At 66.9% G+C, this 19226-nt stretch carries 10 protein-coding genes; 4 read left to right on the top strand and 6 right to left on the bottom strand.

All coding sequences use genetic code 11. The annotated features are described in order from the left end of the window. Together DM816_RS28820 and DM816_RS28815 are read left to right on the top strand one after the other, a co-directional pair. Window positions 1-836: AfsR/SARP family transcriptional regulator (locus DM816_RS28820; RefSeq protein ID WP_162907937.1), on the top strand; the 836-nt coding region annotated here is incomplete at its 5' end. A gap of 34 nt (window positions 837-870) precedes the next feature. Then, the gene (locus DM816_RS28815) at window positions 871-2787 is read left to right on the top strand and encodes a serine hydrolase (protein ID WP_162907936.1); all 1917 of its coding nucleotides are present in this window, start codon (window positions 871-873) and stop codon (window positions 2785-2787) included. A 239-nt stretch (window positions 2788-3026) separates the two neighbouring features. Here DM816_RS28815 and DM816_RS44720 read toward each other — a convergent pair whose 3' ends face one another. Continuing rightward, window positions 3027-4235: a poly(ethylene terephthalate) hydrolase family protein gene (locus DM816_RS44720; RefSeq protein ID WP_246002364.1), complete on the bottom strand. Its 1209-nt coding sequence runs from the start codon at window positions 4233-4235 to the stop codon at window positions 3027-3029. Between the two features lie 605 nt (window positions 4236-4840). After that, window positions 4841-5731: an AraC family transcriptional regulator gene (locus DM816_RS28805; protein WP_117213532.1), complete on the bottom strand. Its 891-nt coding sequence runs from the start codon at window positions 5729-5731 to the stop codon at window positions 4841-4843. A gap of 91 nt (window positions 5732-5822) precedes the next feature. Here DM816_RS28805 and DM816_RS28800 point away from each other — a divergent pair, with 91 nt between their 5' ends. After that, window positions 5823-9209 (top strand): DUF5107 domain-containing protein, encoded by a 3387-nt coding sequence (locus tag DM816_RS28800; RefSeq protein WP_117213531.1) that lies wholly within the window; start codon window positions 5823-5825, stop codon window positions 9207-9209. Next, window positions 9206-11524 (top strand): beta-galactosidase, encoded by a 2319-nt coding sequence (locus DM816_RS28795; protein WP_117213530.1) that lies wholly within the window; start codon window positions 9206-9208, stop codon window positions 11522-11524. Before DM816_RS28800 ends, DM816_RS28795 begins: the two co-directional genes overlap by 4 nt. Window positions 11525-11756: 232 nt before the next feature. On the opposite strand, the gene DM816_RS43925 is transcribed toward DM816_RS28795, so the two are convergent. The 4 genes from DM816_RS43925 to DM816_RS28775 all read right to left on the bottom strand — a co-directional run bounded on the left by DM816_RS43925 (window position 11757) and on the right by DM816_RS28775 (window position 19226). Further along, window positions 11757-13322 (bottom strand): RICIN domain-containing protein, encoded by a 1566-nt coding sequence (locus DM816_RS43925; protein WP_162907935.1) that lies wholly within the window; start codon window positions 13320-13322, stop codon window positions 11757-11759. Between the two features lie 97 nt (window positions 13323-13419). After that, window positions 13420-14712, bottom strand: a complete 1293-nt coding sequence (locus tag DM816_RS28785; RefSeq protein ID WP_246002362.1) for a family 43 glycosylhydrolase — start codon at window positions 14710-14712, stop codon at window positions 13420-13422. Window positions 14713-15119: 407 nt separating this feature from the next. Next, the gene (locus tag DM816_RS28780; protein ID WP_117213528.1) at window positions 15120-18707 is read right to left on the bottom strand and encodes an RICIN domain-containing protein; all 3588 of its coding nucleotides are present in this window, start codon (window positions 18705-18707) and stop codon (window positions 15120-15122) included. Between the two features lie 381 nt (window positions 18708-19088). Then, window positions 19089-19226: an RICIN domain-containing protein gene (locus tag DM816_RS28775; protein ID WP_281274350.1), complete on the bottom strand. Its 138-nt coding sequence runs from the start codon at window positions 19224-19226 to the stop codon at window positions 19089-19091.

Below are 19226 nucleotides of genomic sequence, written 5' to 3'. Positions count from 1 at the left end.
GCGCGCGCAGCGAGGAGGCGCTCGACGCGCGCCTGGCGGCGGGGCGGCTCGCGGCGGCGGGGGTGCTGCTGCCACCGTCGATGGCGGCCGAGTCGCCGCACGTCGTGATCCGGGCGTTCGGCTCGCTGTCGGTGGTGGTCGATGGGGAGCCGGCGCCGCCCTGGCAGTCGCGCAAGGCGTACGACCTGTTGCGGATCCTCATCGCGCACCGGGGCCGGCCGGTGGCGCGGGAGCACCTGATCGAGCTGTTGTGGGGCGGGCCGCCGTCGAAGGCGGTCAATCATCGGCTGGCGGTGGCGCTGTCGACGGTGCGCGGGGTGCTCGATCCCGGGCGGCGCTCGCCCGCCGACCACTTCATCTCGGCCGGGCACGCCAACATGTGGCTCAACCTGGATCGGATGACGGTCGACGTCGAGTGTTTCCTGACCGATGCCAGGCACGGGCTGCGGTTGTGCGGGCAGGGCGCGGCCGAGGATGCGCGCGTCGTGCTGGCGGCGGTCGAGCAGGCGTACCCGGCCGAAGTCTTCGCCGACGAGCCCTACGACACGTGGGCGCAGCCGCTGCGCGACGAGGTGCGCTCGACCTATCTCGTGGTGTTGCGGACGTTGGCCCGGTTGGCCCGGCAGGCGGGCGACGCGGACGAGGCGGCCGCACACCTGCGCCGCATCATCGCCGACGAGCCGTACGACGAGCAGGCGCACCGGGATCTGCTCGTCACGCTGGTGGAGGCGGGCCGGCACGGGGAGGCGCGGCGCGCGTACGACCGCTATGCCGAAGCCATGACCGATATCGGGGTACCGGTGCCGGAGCGCACCGTCCTGTTGAACCGCCTTTGACGCGGCTGTGACCCGGGCGCCGAAACTGACCGGCATGTTGACGAAACAACGCAGAAACTGGAAAGTCACGAGGGCCTGGGTCGCCGGTGGCGCCGTATTGGCGCTGGCGGCCGGGCTGCTGGGCGGGATGACACCGGCGCAGGCGCATCCGGGCATACCGTTGGCGGTGTTCGATCCGACGGAAACCGGGTGGGCGTCGCTGCGGGACATGACGGACGCACAGTTCGACTCGGCGATCGCGCAGTACAAGTCGGGCGGCTTCATCGCGCTCGACATCGAGGCGGACACGACCGCCGCCGGGACACGGCGGGGCGTCGTGTTCCAGCGCAACACCGACGGTCGGGATTGGATAGTCGAGAAGGAGATGACGGCGGCGCAGTACTCGGCCGCCTTCGACACCTATGCCGGGCGCGGATACCGGCTCGTCGACTTCGAGACGTACGTCAAGGCCAACACGCGTTACGTCGCGGGGCTGTGGGTGAACAACAACGAGGGGCTGGGCTGGAGCCACCTTTGGGGGCTCACGTACGCCCAGGCGGTCGACTACTACGAGGAGCAGCGGCAGCGCAGACTCCCGGTGGACGTGGACGCCTACACCACGGGATCGGGCATCCGGTACGCGCTGATCTGGGCCGACAACCCGACCAATCTGGCGTGGCGGCTGCACCTCGATTTGAGCTCGGACCAGTTCTCCACCAACTTCGACACGTATGCGTCGCAAGGGTTCCGGATGCTCATGGTGGACTCGGTGAGGTCGACCAATCAGCGCTATCTTGGCATCTGGTACCACAACAGCAACGGCAATGGGTGGCTCGAACAGCGGGACATGACCGAGCATGAGTACGCCAACAATTGGCACCGCAACGTGGACAGGGGTTACCGCGTCATCACGTACGAGCGCTACGAGACCGCGAGCGGCTGGCGATACACGGCCACCTGGCGGCGCAACGGGAACCGTCCGCTGTGGCCGCTGCGCGAGCAGGTTGACGCGCGCATCCAGCAGGAGATCGACAACTTCGACGTGCCCGGCATGAGCGTGGCCGTCATCCACAATGGACAGTTCGTGTACAAGCGGGGCTTCGGGCATGCCGATGTGGCCAACGACGTGTGGCTCCACTCGGGGCACGTGTTGCGGCTGGCCTCGGTGAGCAAGGCGGTCGCGGGCGTGTTCACGATGCTCATGGACGAGCAGGGCGTGGCGGATGTGACCGACGACGTGGCCGACCACATCCCGGGGCTCCCGGCGCATCACACGCAGACCATCGAGCAGTTGGTGAGCAACCGCGGGTGCGTGCGCCACTACAACGGCAGCGCGACGGACGCCACCTTGGCGTCCACCGAGTACAACAACCTGGCGACGCCGACCGCACTGTTCTGGAACGATCCGCTGGTGTGCACCGTGGGCCAGTCGTCCTACAGCACGTTCGGATACAACCTGCCCTGCTTGGCGTTCGAGGAGGCCACGGGCGTCCCGTTCCACCAGCTGTTCGTCAACGAGCTGACCGCACCGTTCAAGCTGGGCACGCTGCGCCCCGAGGACATCGACGACACCTCGGTGAACCGCTCGAAGCTGTACAACACCAACAACTCGGAGGCCACACCGGATGAAATCAGCTGGAAGGTGTGCGGTGGCGGGCTCGAGTCGTCCGTCTCCGATCTGGCAGACTTCGGACGGAAGGTGCTCGACGGCGACATCGTCACGCCGGCTTCCGTCGAGCACATGTGGACCGGCACGCCGTGGACCTACGCCTACGGTTGGAGTGAAAGCTCGGAGGACGGCCACCAGTTCGTCCACAAGAACGGCGGCCAGCTCGGCGCCAACTCCTACATCCGCATGTACCCTGACGACGACATCATCATCGCCGTGCTGAGCAACCGTTATCTGGGCGGCCACAGCGCCGTCTCGGTCGGCCAGGACATCGGCGCCATGATTGTCGCCACCCTTCCCTAACCTTCAGCATCGGCAACACTCTCTCGTGCTGCGCCGGGTTTCCAGCCTTCCGTGCCGGGTGCCCGGCGCAGCCTATTTTTCCCGATGTCGCCGCGGTGGCTGCCACGTTGCCAGGCAAGCAGGTCGGCGCAGGCGATGACGGATGTGACCTTCACGGTTGTCCTCCCCTGGGAATGCGGGGTGCCGCCCCGCGTTCGGGGCGGTCCCGGATGACGTTGCTGTTCAGGTTGGTCGGACGGCTAACTCACCTCGATGAAGTCGATGTTCGGCAGTCCGGCCGCAGTGGTCGGGGCCAACCGGACGGTGTTGCTGCCGGCGTTGAGCGCGGCGGTCAGGGTTCTGGTGGACCATGTCGTCCATGCGCCGGTGTTCTCGAACGAGACCGTTGCCACCGTGGTTCCGTTGACGATCAGGTCCGCCGGTCGTGTTTCGGCGCCGTTGGCGAATCGGATGGCGAGGGTGGCTGTGCCCGCTGCCGTCGCGTTTGCCGTGACCTGGGAGTAGGCGCCGATCGCGTTGGTGCCGTTGCAGAATCCGGTGCCGGAGAAGCCGGAGTGGTTGGAATCGATCGTGCCCTGACATACCGCCGGTGCGGTTTCGGCCTCATACCGCGCGGGCGGCACCTCCGTGCCCGCGACGAACTCCCACCTGGAATAGGAGGACGCCGCGTCGGCGGGGAGGCGGTCGCGGGCGGCGAGGTCGCCGTACAGGCTCCACCGCATCCAGTCCAGCCAGGTGCGGATGGCCACGGTGTTGGTGGTGCCCCAGCTGGTGCCGCTGTGGTCCGCGCCGATGAAGGTAAGGAACGCCTTGGTCGGGGGCAGCTCGGAGTACGCCTGCCGGGCGGAGGAGTATGGGCAGGTGGCGTCCCGGTCGCCGTGGATGAACATCACGTTGGCCTTGACCATGCTGCTCGGGGTGCCCATGTCCACACAGGAGATGGGCACGGCCGCCTTGATCCGGGAATCGGGGTATGCGGTGAGCAACGCATGGGTGGTCATGCCGCCCATGGAGTAGCCGGAAACACCGACCGCTGCTGTATTGATGTGGCCGGCGAGCGGATCGCTGCCGGTGTTGAGGGCTATCGTCCGCGTGATGGCTTCCGAGACGTCGCGGGGCAGGTTGCCGTTGTAGGTGTCGCCGATGCTGGCATTGGTGAACACCGGGGCCGGGACGATGAACCCGGCGGCGGCCAGCGGGCGGATGTGCGCCAGGGCCCGCTGTGGGCTGGCGCCAGAGCCGTGTGTGTACTCGCAGATGGGGAATACGCCGGAGGCGACGGGTGCGTTGGTGATCGGGTTACCGCCTGGGGTGCCGACTGCGGGGTAGTACACGAAGGTCGTCACTTGGCGGGTGCCTCGTGTCCAGTTGTACTGGCGCACACCGACGGCGAACGGGGTGCTCGGGGCGGGGCCGGCGTTGGCTGATCCGTATCCGAATAGCGGCACGCCAGCGCCTGCTGCCGCGGCGGCAGCGCCGAGTTTGAGAAGGGTACGTCGTTGCATCGACACGATGCCTCCTGGTGTAGGGGTTGATTCGTGCGGTCGGCTGCTCCCCGGCGTTGCGGTGACGGGGATTCAGCGCGCCGGTGTCAGGCCCCGGTGGACGGCCGCGGCCAGACCCGCTGTGTCAGCGCAGGTAACCGACCAGAGGAAGATTCCGCGCTGAAACTGCGGCGGATCGGTGTTCCGGGCGAGGGTGGAAAAGTTGGCTTCGCACAACCATTGCCTTCCATAGCTGGTTTCCTGGCGCCCGACAGGCCGGGGCATCCCGGAACCACGTCGGCATCCCCAAGCGCCCGGAGCTAGGGAAGTCGGTCGGGTCAGCGCGCTAGACGAACCTTGTCCGGCCACTAGCGAACGCGTAACACATCACGTTACACAAGGACGGCCAACAGTCAATCGATCGAGGCCATCGCGACGACGCGGTGACGTCGAGGACGGCGGTGACAGTGCCCCGTTCGGTCACGCCGCTGACGGGCTGCCACACCGGGCGCATCCGTGGCGCCCGGAGGCAGTAACTCCCCTGGCTACTCGCTTCGTGCGCAACGCGATTACGCCGGTGGACGAGGAGCGTTTTCCTCCTTGTCACGACGGCGGAACTCGCGAGGGTTGATGCCGTTGACAGCGGTGAAGTGACGGGAGAAGTAGAAGGGATCGGGATAGCCCACGGTGGCGGCGATCTCGGCCACGCTGTGGTCGCTCGTGATGAGCAGCTGGCGTGCCCGGGCCATCCGCAGGCGCTTGACGTATTCGGTGACGGAGAAGCCGGTCAGCGTGCGGAACCGGGCGGAGAAGTGTGAGGTGCTGTACCCGGCCAGGACGGCGAGCGCGGGCAGGTTGACAGGCGCCGCGAGATGCGCGCGGAGGTAGTCCTTTACGCGGGCGATAGGCTCTCGGGCCACCCACCGCCCGTCGCGTTCGGCGGCCAGCTGGGCGAGCAGATGCCACGCTGCGCCGGCGGCTGCGGTGAGACTCGCTGCCGTCTCGTCGCGCGCCAGGTCATCGCAGATGCTCTCCGCGAACGCGAAGGCGCGCAACGGGTCGGCGATCGGGGCGGTCGGCGCGGCAACGGTGAGGCCTACGGCAGCAAGCAGATCCGGGACGTCATCCCCCATGATGTGCAACCACCAGATTGACCACGGCTCGTCCGCGGCGGCGTAGTAGCTGTGCGGCACTCCCGCAGGAATGATCAGTACCTCGTTCGGGCCCACGTCGTGCCTGACCCCGGCAAGTTCGCACCAGCCGCCGCCGTCCGCGCACATGATCACAATGGTTTCGCCCGCCCCCGCCGCCCGGGATCGACCATGCCTCGCCGCATGCGGGAAGTATCCGGCGTCGGTGACGAGCATGCGTGAGGTCGGCTTGCGCTGCATTGCCTGTTTGACCAGGAGCCGCGGCAGCACGTGCAGTCTCTGACCGGGGAAGCCCTCGCGGAGGCGCATCGCACAAGCGTAGCCAGGATCAGAGAATCGTCCAGGTTGGCCGTCGATCCCTACATTCCGAACGCCCCGCCACGAGCCTAGCGTCTGATTCGTGCTCGCACCTGACTTCGATCTGCCGCAACGTCCGGAGCGCTTGGCGGACGCATCGGTGGCTGCCTGGGCCGCACCGGTCACCATTCCGACATACCTGCCCGAGGCGCCCGGCCGATACCCCGCGTACCTCGATCGCCGGGTCTATCAGGGATCTTCGGGCCAGGTGTTTCCGCTGCCCTTTCACGATCGAATCCAGGAGGTCCGCACCGATCGCCAATGGTTGGGGCTGCATCTGGACAACGCCTACCTGCGCCTGCTGATCCTTCCTGAGCTGGGCGGGCGGATCCAGCTCGCGGTCGACAAACGCACCGGCTACTCCATGTTCTTCGCCAACCCGGTGATCAAACCGGCGCTGGTCGGGCTCGCCGGGCCATGGCTGGCGGGCGGGGTGGAGTTCAACTGGCCGCAGCACCACCGGCCGGCCACCTTCCTGCCGACGGCGTGGGAGGTCGACGAGGCAGAGGGCACCGTGTGGTGCTCCGACCACGACCCGTTCGCCCGGATGAAGGGCATGCACGGCGTCCGGTTGCGGCCCGATTCGACGCTCATCGAGCTCAAGGTCCGCCTGTTCAATCGCAGCGAGCTGCATCAGACCTTCCTCTGGTGGGCCAATGTCGCCGCTCGGGTGCACGCCGATTACCAGTCGTTCTTTCCCTCCGACGTCTCCGTGGTCGCCGATCACGCGAAGCGGGCGATCAGCGCTTTTCCCGTGGCGGCGGGCTCGTACTACGGGGTCGACTATCCGAGCCGACGCGACCTGGACAGCCGGCCGGACAGCCCGCGCCGGGTGCCGGGCGACCGGCTGGACTGGCCCCGCAACATCCCGGTTCCGACGTCGTACATGTGCCTTGGCTCGCAAGGAGATTTCTTCGGCGGCTACGACCATCGCGCCGGCGCGGGATTCGTCCACTACGCCGATCACCACTACGCGGTGGGGAAGAAGCAGTGGACGTGGGGAGACGCACCCTTCGGGCATGCCTGGAACCGAAACCTCGCCGAGGACGGTGCCCCCTACATCGAACTGATGGCGGGGGTGTTCACCGACAACCAGCCCGACTTCTCCCACCTCGCGCCCGGCGAGACGAAGACGTTCAGCCAGTACTGGTACCCGCTGGCCGGCACCGGCCCGGTGGTCGCGGCCAACCTCGATGCGGCCCTTGGAGTCGAGCACGGCGACGGGCGCACGGTGCTCCGCCTCGACGGCACCCGCAGCCTGGGCACGGTCGAACTCGTGGTGCAGGATCACCGCGGCAACCCGTTGCATAGCACGCGTTTGGAACTCGGACCGGACTCCCGGCCCACCGTCACGGTCGACACGGACTCACCGCACTCGGTCGAAGTGCACATCGATGGACGGCCGCTGCTGAGCTGGCAAAGCCCCGCAACGGGATCGGGCACCACCCGCGATGCAGGGCTGGCGCAGCCGGCCCGTGAGCCCGCACCGCCGGCGGAAATCGGCTCCGTCGAAGAGCTGTACCTGACCGGCCGCCATCTGGTGCAGTACCGGCACGCGACGCGATCACCGGAGCCGTACTGGAAAGAAGCGCTGAGCCGCGATCCCGGGCATGCCGCCACGCACACCGCTCTCGCGGCCCGGCGGTACGGGCAGGCGCGGTTCGAGGAGGCCGAACGGCACCTGCGAGCCGCCGTGGCCCGGCTGACGGCGCTCAACCCCAACCCGGACAGCGGCGAGGCGCATTACCTGCTCGGGCTCACCCTCGCCCGGCTCGGCCGCGACGACGAGGCGTATGCGGCGTTCGCCAAGGCGACGTGGGTGGATGCCTTGGTAGGTCCGGGAAATCACCAGATGGCGGTGATCGATGCCCGGCACGGCCGCGATGCCCGTGCGCTGGAGCGGGCGGCCGAGGCCTTGCGCGCCCGACCCGATCAATTGCAGGTACGCGATCTCATGGTGGTGCTGCTGCGCCGGGTGGGGCACCTCGCGCAGGCCGAGCAGCTCCTCGCCGAGACGCTGGCGCTTGACCCGCTGGATGTCTGGGCGCTGCATCTGGCCGGCCGGCTCGACGCCACCCGCGGCCACACGGAGGCGCAAACGCTGCTGGACGTGGCGGTCGAGTACGCCCGGATCGGCGAGTCCCAGACCGCGTGGAAACTACTCGACGACACCCGCGCCGCAGATGCGCATCGCCCGCTCGGCCAGACCGCCTGCGCGGTGTTGGCCGACTACCACGCCGCGGTGGTGGCCGATCGCCTCGGCGACGCGGTGCTCGCGGCTCAGGCGCGAGCCCGCGCGCGTTCTGGAAACCGCACCTGGAACTTCCTCTCCCGCCTCGACGACGTCGCCGCGCTGGAGGCTGCGCTGGAGACCAACCCTGACGACGCCACGGCCGCCGCGCTGCTCGGCCACTGGTACTACGCTCACCACCGGGTCGACGACGCCATCGTCCACTGGCAGCGGTCGGCCGCCCTCGATCCCTCGGATCCCGTGGTGTGGCGCAACATCGCGGTCGCCACCTACAACCACCGGCACGATCCGCAGGCGGCCACCGCAGCGTATGAACAGGCGATGCGGCACGCACCGGGAGATGCCAGGCTGCTGTCGGAGTCCGACCAGCTGTTCAAGCGCATTGGGGAACAGGTCGATGTGCGCCTCCATCGGCTCGAGCAGTTTCCGTCCGCGCTGATCGAGCGGGACGACCTGGCGGTGGCGTACGCTCAATTGCTGGTCACTGCCGGCCGAGCCGACGAGGCCCTCGCGGTGTTGGCAAACCGCCGGTTCCAGCCGTGGGAGGGCGGAGAGGGTCAGGTGCTGCGTGCCTGGGAGCGGACCAGACTGTCCCTGGGAGAGCAGGCGTTGGCACGCGGAGACGCCGCGGCGGCTGTCGCTCACGTCGAAGCGGCGCTGAAGCCACCCGAGTCGCTGGGTGAAACGCGCCACCCATTGGCCAATCCGGCCCGGCTGTTGCTGGCGATGGGCATCGCACTGGACACGGCGGTAGATCACGACAACGCGAAGCGGTACTGGCGGGAGGCCGCCGCGTCGTGGGGCGACTTCGCCGAGATGAGCCCGTCGGCCTTCTCGGAGAACACCTACTTCTCGATTCTGGCGGCTCGCCGTCTGGGTGAGTCCGAATACGCCGACGATTTGGTGACCGGCCTGGCACGGCATGCCGAGCGACTGGCCCGGACACCGGCCGTCATCGACTACTTCGCCACCTCGCTGCCGTCGCTGATCCTGTTCGACGAGGATCCGCAACGACGCCTCGATCTCGCCGTCGAGCTGCTTCGTGCCCAACTTGCCCTGCTGGCAGGCGATCCCGTCGCCGCCAGGCACCACCTCGACGTCGTGCTTGCCGCCGACCCCGGTCACGAGCTCGCCCGGGACCTCACCAACCAGCTTGACGCAGCCGGGAGCCTGCAATGAGTCACGTCGGCGCGCCCACGCCACCAGCCGCCTACAGCATCCGCCATCGCCCGTGGCCCGCCGCCGAGCGCGTCGTCATTCCGGAGGCGAGCGATCCCGCGTCCGGGTTGGTCGTGACCAATCGTTCCCTGCTGCGCGACGGCCGCCGATGGTTTCCGATCAGCGGTGAGATCCATTTCAGCCGGCTGAACCGTGAACGCTGGCGGTCGGCTCTGGAACTGCTCCGGGCCGGCGGGGTGAACCTCGTCTCGACGTACGTCTTCTGGAACCATCATCAGCCTCTGCCAGACCAGGACCCCGACTTTACCGGCAATCGTGACCTCGGTGCGTTCGTGCGGCTGTGCGCCGGGCAGGGATTCCCGGTGGTCGTCCGAATTGGACCGTGGTGCCATGGCGAGGTTCGCCACGGCGGCCACCCGGACTGGCTCGTCGCCAAGCATGAGGCGACGCGTACCGACTCCGCCGGCTACCTGTCCGATGTGGAGCGATACTTCGGCCGCCTCGGCCGCGAGCTCGGTCCGCTGTGCGCGCCAGCGGGTCCGGTCATCGCGGTCCAGATCGAGAACGAGCTGTACGACGACCCGCAGCACATCCGCACCCTCAAGGCGATGGCACGGGCAGCGGGCATCAACCCACCACTGTGGACAGCCACCGGCTGGGGCAACGCGCAACTGCCCGTCCCTGAGGTCTTTCCGGTGTACTCGGGCTATTCCGAAGGGTTCTGGGTCGACGCACACGAAGAATGGGACGACTCGTTCCGGTCCCACTTCTTCTTCTCCGACCAGTGGGACGATCCGGGCGTGGGCAAGGACCTCGCCGGCGACAACTGGACCGACGTGGCCGGGCAGAAACATCCCGACCTGCCACCGGCCACATGCGAGCTTGGCGGCGGCATGGCCGTGGCCTACCATCGCCGTCCCGTCCCGGCCGCTCTCGACATCGCCGCCGTCGCGCACGTCAAGCTCGGCAGCGGTTCGGTCTGGCAGGGCTACTACATGTACGTCGGCGGAACCAACCCGGACACCGCCGATGGGCTGCAGGAGTCGCACGACACCGGCTACCCGAACGACGTGCCGAGATTCAACTATGACTTCCATGCCCCCATCGGACGCGATCTGCGGGTACGGGAAAGCTTCCATCGCCTCGCACTGCAGCACAGCTTCCTGGAGGCCTTCGGTCCACGGCTGGCGGGCATGGCGACGACCTTCCCCGAAGACGCCGCCAACCCCGCGAGGCCCGGTGACCGAAGTCTGCGCTGGTGCCTACGCAGCGATGGCGTGGAGGGCTTCGTGTTCGTCAACAACCATCAGGCAGTTGAGCCTCTTTATCTGGTACCGGATGTGCAGTTCACGATCCGGCTGGATGACGGTGCACCGGTCGTCTTCCCGCCCGAGCCGGTTGACGTGCCTCCCGGTGCGCTGTGGTGCTTCCCGGTCGGGTTGTCCGTGGGTGCGTCGCGGATCCGTTGGGCCACAGCCAATGTGGTCACCGAGCTGACGGCCGACGACGGCGCGCCGATCCTCGTGATGCACGCTCACCCGGGTCTGCCGGCTCAGGTGTGCGTCGCGAGCGACGACGAGCAGTTGGTGATGACTGTGGAGCCGGGCGGTCCGGCGGTCACCTACACGGCACCCACCGGAGAACGGTTCCATGTGGTCGTCCTCGATCCCGACCAGGCGCTGCGGGCCTGGACGCCAACCCTTTTCGGCCGCCGTCGCCTTGTGCTCAGCGACGCCGAGATCGTGGTCAGGGACGGCGCCCTGCTGGCGTTGGCCGAAATGTCCGGCGCCGTCGAGGTGTTCGACACCGGCACGAGGACCTGGCGCCGGCACAACATCTGCGCGGAGCGGCCGGCGTCGCCCGTGGCGGTTGCCCTGGTCCGTGGCGCTTCGGGCCGGCGGCCGGTTCCCCGGTCGTTCAACGGCCGCGCCAGCGCCCCCACCCGGGAAGAGATTGACGAGCACGGCGCCCGGTACCGGCTGACCATACGGTCCATTCCCGACGATGCCGAACGGGCGGTGCTCCGTGTCACCCTGGTCGGCGACGTCGCACAGATCCGCCGGCCTGACGGGGAACCGTTCGACGACCTGTTCTGGAGCGGCGAGCCGTGGGCGATCGACCTGGCCGAATTCCGTGGCTCGGACGACGTGGCCCTCGATCTCGACATCATGCCGGTCGGTCACGATCCGGCCGTCCGGCTGACGCCCAAGGCGTACCGGCAAATCAGGCAGGGCGGTTCGGTCGCCGAAATCCAAGCGGCAGAGCTACTTCTCACCACGACAGTCGACATCACCCCATTTCTCGGCACAGCCTGAGGAGGCGTGAGAGGAACACCGATCCCGCGTTAAACCGGCGGCGGAACCTGTTGCAAGCGTCAGGTCTGCTAAGTGGTGGTCTGGACACCTACCGCCTGACGTTTGGCATGTTACATCGACGGCGATGAACACCCTGCTGGCAATCAAGGGCACTTACTCAAATGAATGAGTAAGTGCCCTTGAGCGCAATTTCGCTAGTCGCGACATGCACCTGCGACCTTTGGGGTCGCTCTCAGCCCCAGCGGGCCAGGATCCGGTCGTACTCGGCCTGGGTGACCGGCAGGACGGTACCGTGGCGTGGCCGGCCAGGCATCGTGTAGCTGGACACCGGCGACCACTGCCCGGAGTTCAGGTCGGTCGTCGTGAACGGGATGTAACCGCGTCCGCCGTACTCGTCGATGAACAGGTACCAACGCTCGGCGGTGTTCGACTTGAAGATCAGCGGCCCCTCGCCCTGGCTGATCGACCCTCGCCCGATGCACTCGGCGAGGAACGAGTAGTTGCGGTTGACGATCGTCGCCGACCTCTCGGCGAGGATGAACTTGCCGCACGCCGACTGCGACGAGCTCCGCTCGTCCTTCGTGAAGCGGTAGTAGGTGCCGTTGTGCTTGATCAGCGTTGAGTCGATCGTGGAATAGCCCTTGTCGACCCACACCTGCGCCGGGCTGAACGTCCGGAAGTCCGACGTCGTGGCGTACATCATGCGGTTGTAGGTGTTGGCGGTGTGGTTCGGATCGCTGGTGGAGTACAGCTTCGACGCCCAGAACACGACGTACTGGCCGAGGCCCTCGTCGTAGTACGCCTCCGGCGCCCAGGTGTTGCCCGCGGTGTCGGGTGAGACGCGGACCAGGCGCGGCGCGCTCCAGTTCACCAGGTCGGTCGACTCCCACACCACGATGGACTTGCTGCCGTGGCGCTGCGCGGCGTCCCAGTTGCCGTTGCCGTAGATCCGCAGGTCGGTGGCGATCTGGTAGAACTTGTCGCCCTGCGGGGACCGGATGATGAACGGGTCGCGCACGCCTCGCGTCCCGACCGTGGAGGTCAGCACCGGACGGCCGCCGTTGAGTTGGCGCCACCGGGTGGGGTCGTTGCCCTGGCTCAGGGCGAAATAAACCTGCTCACCGGTGGAGGTGTTCTCACCGGTGAAGTAGGAGAACAGATAACCGGCGTACCTCTGGCCCGGGCTGGAACTCGGGCTCGAACTCGGAGTCACGCTCGGACTGGGATCCGCGCCGACGCGGACGAGCTGCCACTGCTGGTTCGTCGCACCGGTGTCGGTGTACTGCGAGATCCGCGCGCCGTCGGCGGTGGACCGCTCCCACACGTCGAGTGCCTTGCCGCTGTTGCGGTTGATCAGCTTGACGTAGCCGCTGTCGGTGTCGACAACCCGGAAATGCTGGTTGGTTCCGCCGTGGTCGGACCATTGAAGAACGTTGGCCCCGTTGGCGGTGGACGCCGAGGAAACGTCCACCAGCTTGCCGCTGTGCCGGGCGCGGAGCTTGAAGTATCCGCTGCCGGCGTCGACGAACTGGAACTGCTGGCTGTGCCGGTCGGCGCGGGTCCACTGCTGCACAGCGGCGCCGTCGGCGGTGGACTGGCCTGCGATGTCGATCGCCTTACCGCTGTGCCGCGACACGATCTGATAATAGGCCGCAGGGTCGATGACCGCCGCGTTGGCCGACGACACCGCTACCAGCGCGGCGGCGCTGGCCACGATCGCCGCGCCGGCGAAGACAAGTGCTCTGCGGCGTCCATGTGGACGCCCCGGTGTCGCCGGGCCGTGGGAAGGCTGCGTCATGGAATCCATCCATCCATCCATCCGTTGTGTGGTTAGTTGGCGTCGTCCGCGCCACGCCCGGCTTGGCGCGGACTCCGGTGGCTATCTGGTAGCGCAATTACCGGGTCGGCACGACCGGCTGGATGGTGCCGTCGGAGTTGAAGTTCATGCGGTTGATCATGACTTCCCGGTGATAGCCGTCGCCGCCCGGTATCGCGAAGCGGTGGTAGGCCATGTACCAGGTGTCGGTGCCGGGCACGCGGACGACGGAGTGGTGGCCCGTGCCCTTGATGCCCAGGTCGAGCCGCTTCTGCAGGATCACGCCGCGCTTCGTCCAGGGCCCCATGGGCGACGAGCCGGTCGCATAGGCGACGCGGTAGTCCTCGCTGCGGGTGTCGCCCTCCGACCACATGAAGTAGTAGACCCCGTTTCGTTTGACGACGAAGGCGCCCTCGTTGTACCCGGTTGGCCTGAAGGAGCGGACCTTGGTGGAGTCGAAGGAGATCATGTCGCTGTTGAGCGGCACCACATTTGCGGTGCCCTGGCCCCAGTAGAGGTAGGACTGTCCGTTGTCGTCGGTGAAGACCATCGGGTCGATCGTCTGTCCCGGGAACTGGCCGGCGCGCACCAGCGGCCGTCCGAGAGCGTCCCGGAAGGGCCCGGTCGGCGAGTCGGCGACGGCGACGCCGATCTGCTTGGCGCTCGTGCTGCTGGCGCCGCCGCTGAAGTAGAAGTAGTACTTCCCGTTCTTCGCAGCGATCGCCGGCGCCCACGCCGAGCTGTCTGCCCACGAGACGTCGGGCCTGAGATCGAGAATCACCCCGTGGTCGGTCCAGTTCACCAGATCGGTGGAGGAGAACGCCTTGTAGTAGGTGCCGGTCCAGCCCACGAACCCGTCGGTGGTCGGGTAGATGTAGTACCGCCCGTCCAAGTACGTGATGTGCGGGTCGGCGTACAGGCCCGGGATCACCGGCCCGGAGGAGCCCGAGCCCACCTCGAAGTCGAGGTAGTCGATGTTCGGCAGGCCGGCGGCGTTGGTCGGGCTGAACCGGATCGTGTTGCTGCCTTGGTTCACCGACACCGTCAACGTCTTCGTGACCCAGGTCGTCCACGCGCCGGTGCCCTCGAACGAGGCGTTCTGCACGGTCGAGCCGTTCACGATGACCTCTGCCGGTCGGGCGGTCGTGGTGCCGTTGGCGAAGCGGACTCCCACCGTCGCGGTGCCCGCTGTCGCGGCGTTGACGGTGAACTGTGCCGCCGCTCCGACCGCGTTGGTGGCATTGCAGAATCCGGTGCCGGAGTAGCCGGCCCAGTTGGAGTCGATGGTGCCGCTACAGGTCGCCGGAGCGGCCTCGGCCTCGTACCGGGTCGGTGCCGCCGCCGTGGCGGCGGACGCCGCGGTTGCGGACACCGCCAACACGGCGGCGGCTAACCCGGCTGGTATTGAGCGTCGAACCATTGGCGCACTCCTCGCTTCGAACCGATGTGGAGCCTGGGATCACGGTGCGGCGCCGCTGCTCTCACATCGCTGTGGGCGGTCGGACGCAGGGAGGAGATGGCGCTTACACCCCAGGGGAATCCGCAACTCGTGACAGATAGTGTGCCTAAAAGACTAGTAACTGTCAATGAACGCACCGTGCTGCCGGCGTCACCCCGCCGCCGACCGATCAGGCATGGCACCCAGGCTGGGCCGGCACCGCGCCCAAACTGGCGAACAGTGTGACCTGCTTTCCCGGCTCCCGGGAGCGGGCGCACCGGTGGCGGATCGGACATCGCCTGCGTCCGAACCGCCACCCTCGCGTCATCGGCGCTCTACGATCATTCCTTGCTGACCTCGAGGTAGTCGATGTTGGGGAGTCCACCCGAGGTGGTCGCGGTGAGCCGCACCGTGTTGGTGCCGGCGGCCAGCTGCACGGTGAGGGTCTTGACCACCCACGTAGTCCACGCACCGGTGGGCTCAAAGCCCACCCCGGGTTGCACTATGGTGCCGTTGACGCTGATGTCCGCCGGCCGGTTCGCGGTGCCGCCGTTGGCGTACCGGATGGCAATGGTCGCGGTGCCCGCGGCAGCCGAGTTGATGGTGAACTGCACCGAGACACCGACCGCGTTGGTCGTATCGCAGAAACCGCTACCGGAGTAGCCGGAATGGTTCGAGGCGACGGAACCGTCACACACCGCGGGTGCGGACTCCGCCTCGTACCGGACGGAGCCGCTCCCACCGCCGTCGAAGGCGCCGACGGTTGCGACGGCGTCGACGACCAGGGTGCCGCTGAGCACTCTGATTTGAACGGTGTGTTCGCCGAACGTCAGCCCGCGCAGGCTGAAGGTCTGGTAGAACTCAGCCGATGCCGCTGTGCGCGCCGAGGGATTGACGACGATTCCGTCCACGGACACCTCCAGCACCGCCGAACCATTGTTGGGTCCCAGAATGTCGAGCCCGGTCCCGCTGAAGGTGTAGCGCAGTGTCGAGCCGGATCCCTGGCTTGTGGACAGCGTCCGCTGGTAATTGAACATGCTCTTGCCGCTCTCATGGGCCCACTGTCCGCCGTAGACCAGCTTGGTGGCGGGTACGGCGCCTAGGTCGTGCATTTCCAGGCCATCCAGGAACTCGGCGTAGTACGGCGAATGGCCGGTGACGGTACGGACCTGAAGGTTGTCGAACCTGGTGTGGTAGTAGCCGCTGCCGATCTCGACACGGCCGGAGAGCTTGGGCGCGGGATCGGTGTAGCTGGCGAGCGTGACGCCGTCCAGCGAGGCGGTCACCTGGTTGCCGGCGGCCCTGAGGGTGAGCTTGTGCCATGCGTTGTGGGCGGTGTTGAAACCTGGAATCCGCACACCGCCGGTGCCACTGACCACGTTGCCGCCAGCCGCCACGCTGTTGTTGACGATCAGCTGCCAGCCGCCGTCGAACGTGAACTTCAGCTTGTACGGCGCGCCGACATCGCCGTGCTGTTGCCGGACCCCGAGCACTGCGTTGTTGGCGCCGCTTTGCAGGCCGCTGTTTTCGAACGAGACGTCGACACTGGCCTCATAGTTCAGCCACCGGCTGTCGCCGAACCGGGTGACCGGGTCGCCGCCGTTCCATGCGCCGCCAAGCCCCATGATCGCTTGATCGAGCTGCTGCCGCAGGACGTAGTTGGTGGATCCGTCCGGAAGGTATGCCTCGAAAGCGCCGTTGCGATCGCTGGCGTACAACGGAATTGCGCTCTTGGATCCACCGCGTGAGGCGATGAAGTCCTCGTCGCCGACGATTGCGCCGCCGGCCCCGATCACCGCAACGCGCTTGCCGGTGTAGTCGAAGTCGTCGGCGTACAAGGTGTCGTCCTGGGTGTCGTGACCCGAACCGGACGCGTCCGTGTCCAGCACGGTGCGCGGACCCTCCACCGGCAGCGGCGCCTGGAACGCCGGGTTGGTGTGCTGCGGCAACGTCGTCACGGTGACAACCGAGTTGGGCTTGACATTAACGGTGTACACGCCGTCGGAACCGGCGGCGACGTTACCGAGATACTTCATGTAGTTGGCGTTGAAGGATTGGCCTCGGTCGGCCGCGCGCGTCTCCCACAGCTCCAGGGCGGGTGCACCGGTGTACGCCATGTTGACAGCGCTGATGCGATAGGTCTGCGCGTACTCGCTGTCGTTCATGAGGACCGTCGAGAAGTTGCGCTTGTCCGCAGCGGCCAGCGTCATGTAGCTGGGGGTGCCATTGCGCCCGATGACAGGGTTCGTGCCCGTGGCGCCGGTGTAGCTGGACTGGGGAACGGCTCGCCAGATCCCCGCGGTGTTGCTTGAGTTCTCCCAGCCGGTCTTCGCGAACCAGCTGAAGTGGCGGAGGATGTCGATGCCTACGTCGTAGTGGAGCCAGCCGGACCATGGGTCACGCGCGCTGACCAATTCCTTGAAGCTGTACTGCCCGCCTTCGTAGAAGGAACCGACGGCCGGCTGGTAAATGAAGTTCGTCCGGTTGGAGTTGGTGAACCCCTTGATAATCGTGTTACCCATCTCCAACGCGCTGTTCCTGCCGCCGATGCCGGTCCCCGCGACGGTCGGCTCGCTCATGTTGTTGTTGGGCCGGAAGGCCGAGTTGCCGAAGGTGGACTGCGCCTCGCTGTTCCAGATCTCCTTGTCGTACACCTGCGCCAGGCGCTTGAAGTTTCCGGCGCTGTCGTCGTCAGGGTTGTAGTGGTAACCGGCCACCGCAACGGCGTCGCGCAGGCTGGCGTCGCTGACCATCGCCCCACCGAAGCTGCCAACGCCGACCTCGTCCGAGATCACCACCTGGATGCTGTTGTACAACGCCCGCTCGGTGGCGTTGGCGAAGCCGGCGGCGTCCGTCCTGATCAAACTGGCGTACCGCTTGGTCCAGGTCAAATCCGCGGGACGCTCGTTGACCCCCGGGTTTACATAGTCAACCATAAATCCGTAGGTGCGGTACGCCTCAAGGATCGTCTTCTTGTACCAGGTGTAGATCTTGTCGTTGGTGTTCGCCCAGGCGGGAGCGTTCCAGCGCAGCATGCTCACTTTGAGGTCGGGGTTGACCTTCTTGGCGTCGGCCGCGAGCTGGAATCCCTGATGCCGCTTGACGTTCGGCGCCTCACTCTCCCAGCGCATGGTGGCCGGGTCCGGCCCGGTCGAGTTGTTCCGATCGTTGCCCATCTCGACTTTCACGTTTGTCATCACCGGATGTGGTCCACCGAACAGGATCTGGAGCAACTCTGCGTACTTGCTCGGATTCTGGGCCTTGTAGTCCATCAGCAACTCACTCGTGCTGTTCGCACTCAGCAGGCCGAACCCCTTGAAGGTGAGGCCGTTGACGTTACCGGTCCTGATGTTGTTTCCGTCGAGCACGATGCTGGTCCCGGCCGGCTCTATCACTGACACCGACCACTGCTGATTGGTGCTGGTGCTGCCGCCGTACTGCTTGAGATCGGCGCCGTTGTTGGTCAGCCCCGCACCGTCCAGGTACAGCCCAGTCGCCCGGTTCCTGAATTTCACGTAACTTCCGGCAGGCTCTTGCGTCCATTGCTGGCTGTTGTCAGCGCTACTGTTCCTCTGGGCGCAGACAGACCCGTTCGCCGTGCGGCCCATGCCGTCCAGGTACAGTCCCGTGCCCCGGTTCTTGACTCGGACATAGCCTCCAGCCGGTTCGAGCACCCACTGCTGGTTGTGGCTGTCAGAGCTTGAGTACTGGCCTGCGTTGGCACCGTCGGTTGCGCGGCCCATGCCGTCGATGAACTTTCCGGTAGCGCGGTTGCTCACCTTGACGTATACCGTGGCCTCCTCGGCGAGGCTCACCGGCGTGTGGATCAGTGGTCCGACGAGCAGAGCCGAGACGAGCAGCGCGGCCAGCGACAGTGTGTACGAGATTGTGCGGGCGGGGCGAGTGCGGGCCGGGGCGGCTTGGGCCATATCGCAGCCAGGCGGAGGTGGAGCGGCTCGGCGATGCACAGTCAGTCTCCTATCGATGAATGGGTGGTGCCTCGGTCACGTCTTGGCGATTTCCGTGCGCGGCTTTGATGTATCCGGGTGCCGTTGGCCGGTGGCGTTCCAAACGACGTCGAGGCACAGACGACCTCACCGGCCGCGCTGATTGCCGGCCGGCGAGGCGGGGCATCTGTGCCACCGCTCCCCCGGTTATCGGTGGCACGCAACGCGGCTCGATATCGTGCGGGAACTCCACCACCGCGAGCGAAATCGCCTGGAAGAGCCTGGCGTAAAGCCGTGGGCTGGGTCGACCTGTCGGGGCGGACCGCGGCGCCTGGATCGCGGCCCGCCCCTCGGGGGGTGTGGTTAGACGGCTCGGCGGGTGAAGCGTTGGTTGGGGCTGCTGGCGTTGTAGGTGTATTGGGAGATGCGGGCGCCGTCGGCTGTCGAGCGTTCCCAGACGTCCATGGCCAGGCCGGACTGCCGGTTGATCAGGCTGATCAC

Source organism: Allorhizocola rhizosphaerae, from assembly GCF_003426775.1.
GTDB lineage: Bacteria > Actinomycetota > Actinomycetes > Mycobacteriales > Micromonosporaceae > Allorhizocola > Allorhizocola rhizosphaerae.
This window is presented reverse-complemented; position numbering and strand designations above follow the sequence as displayed.

Bases quoted from the DNA above. Each gene is read 5' to 3' on its own strand.
- DM816_RS28780 (WP_117213528.1), bottom strand. From the start codon at position 18,707: ATGGCCCAAGCCGCCCCGGCCCGCACTCGCCCCGCCCGCACAATCTCG.
- DM816_RS28805 (WP_117213532.1), bottom strand. From the start codon at position 5,731: ATGCGCCTCCGCGAGGGCTTCCCCGGTCAGAGACTGCACGTGCTGCCG.
- DM816_RS43925 (WP_162907935.1), bottom strand. From the start codon at position 13,322: ATGACGCAGCCTTCCCACGGCCCGGCGACACCGGGGCGTCCACATGGA.
- DM816_RS28815 (WP_162907936.1), top strand. From the start codon at position 871: ATGTTGACGAAACAACGCAGAAACTGGAAAGTCACGAGGGCCTGGGTC.
- DM816_RS28795 (WP_117213530.1), top strand. From the start codon at position 9,206: ATGAGTCACGTCGGCGCGCCCACGCCACCAGCCGCCTACAGCATCCGC.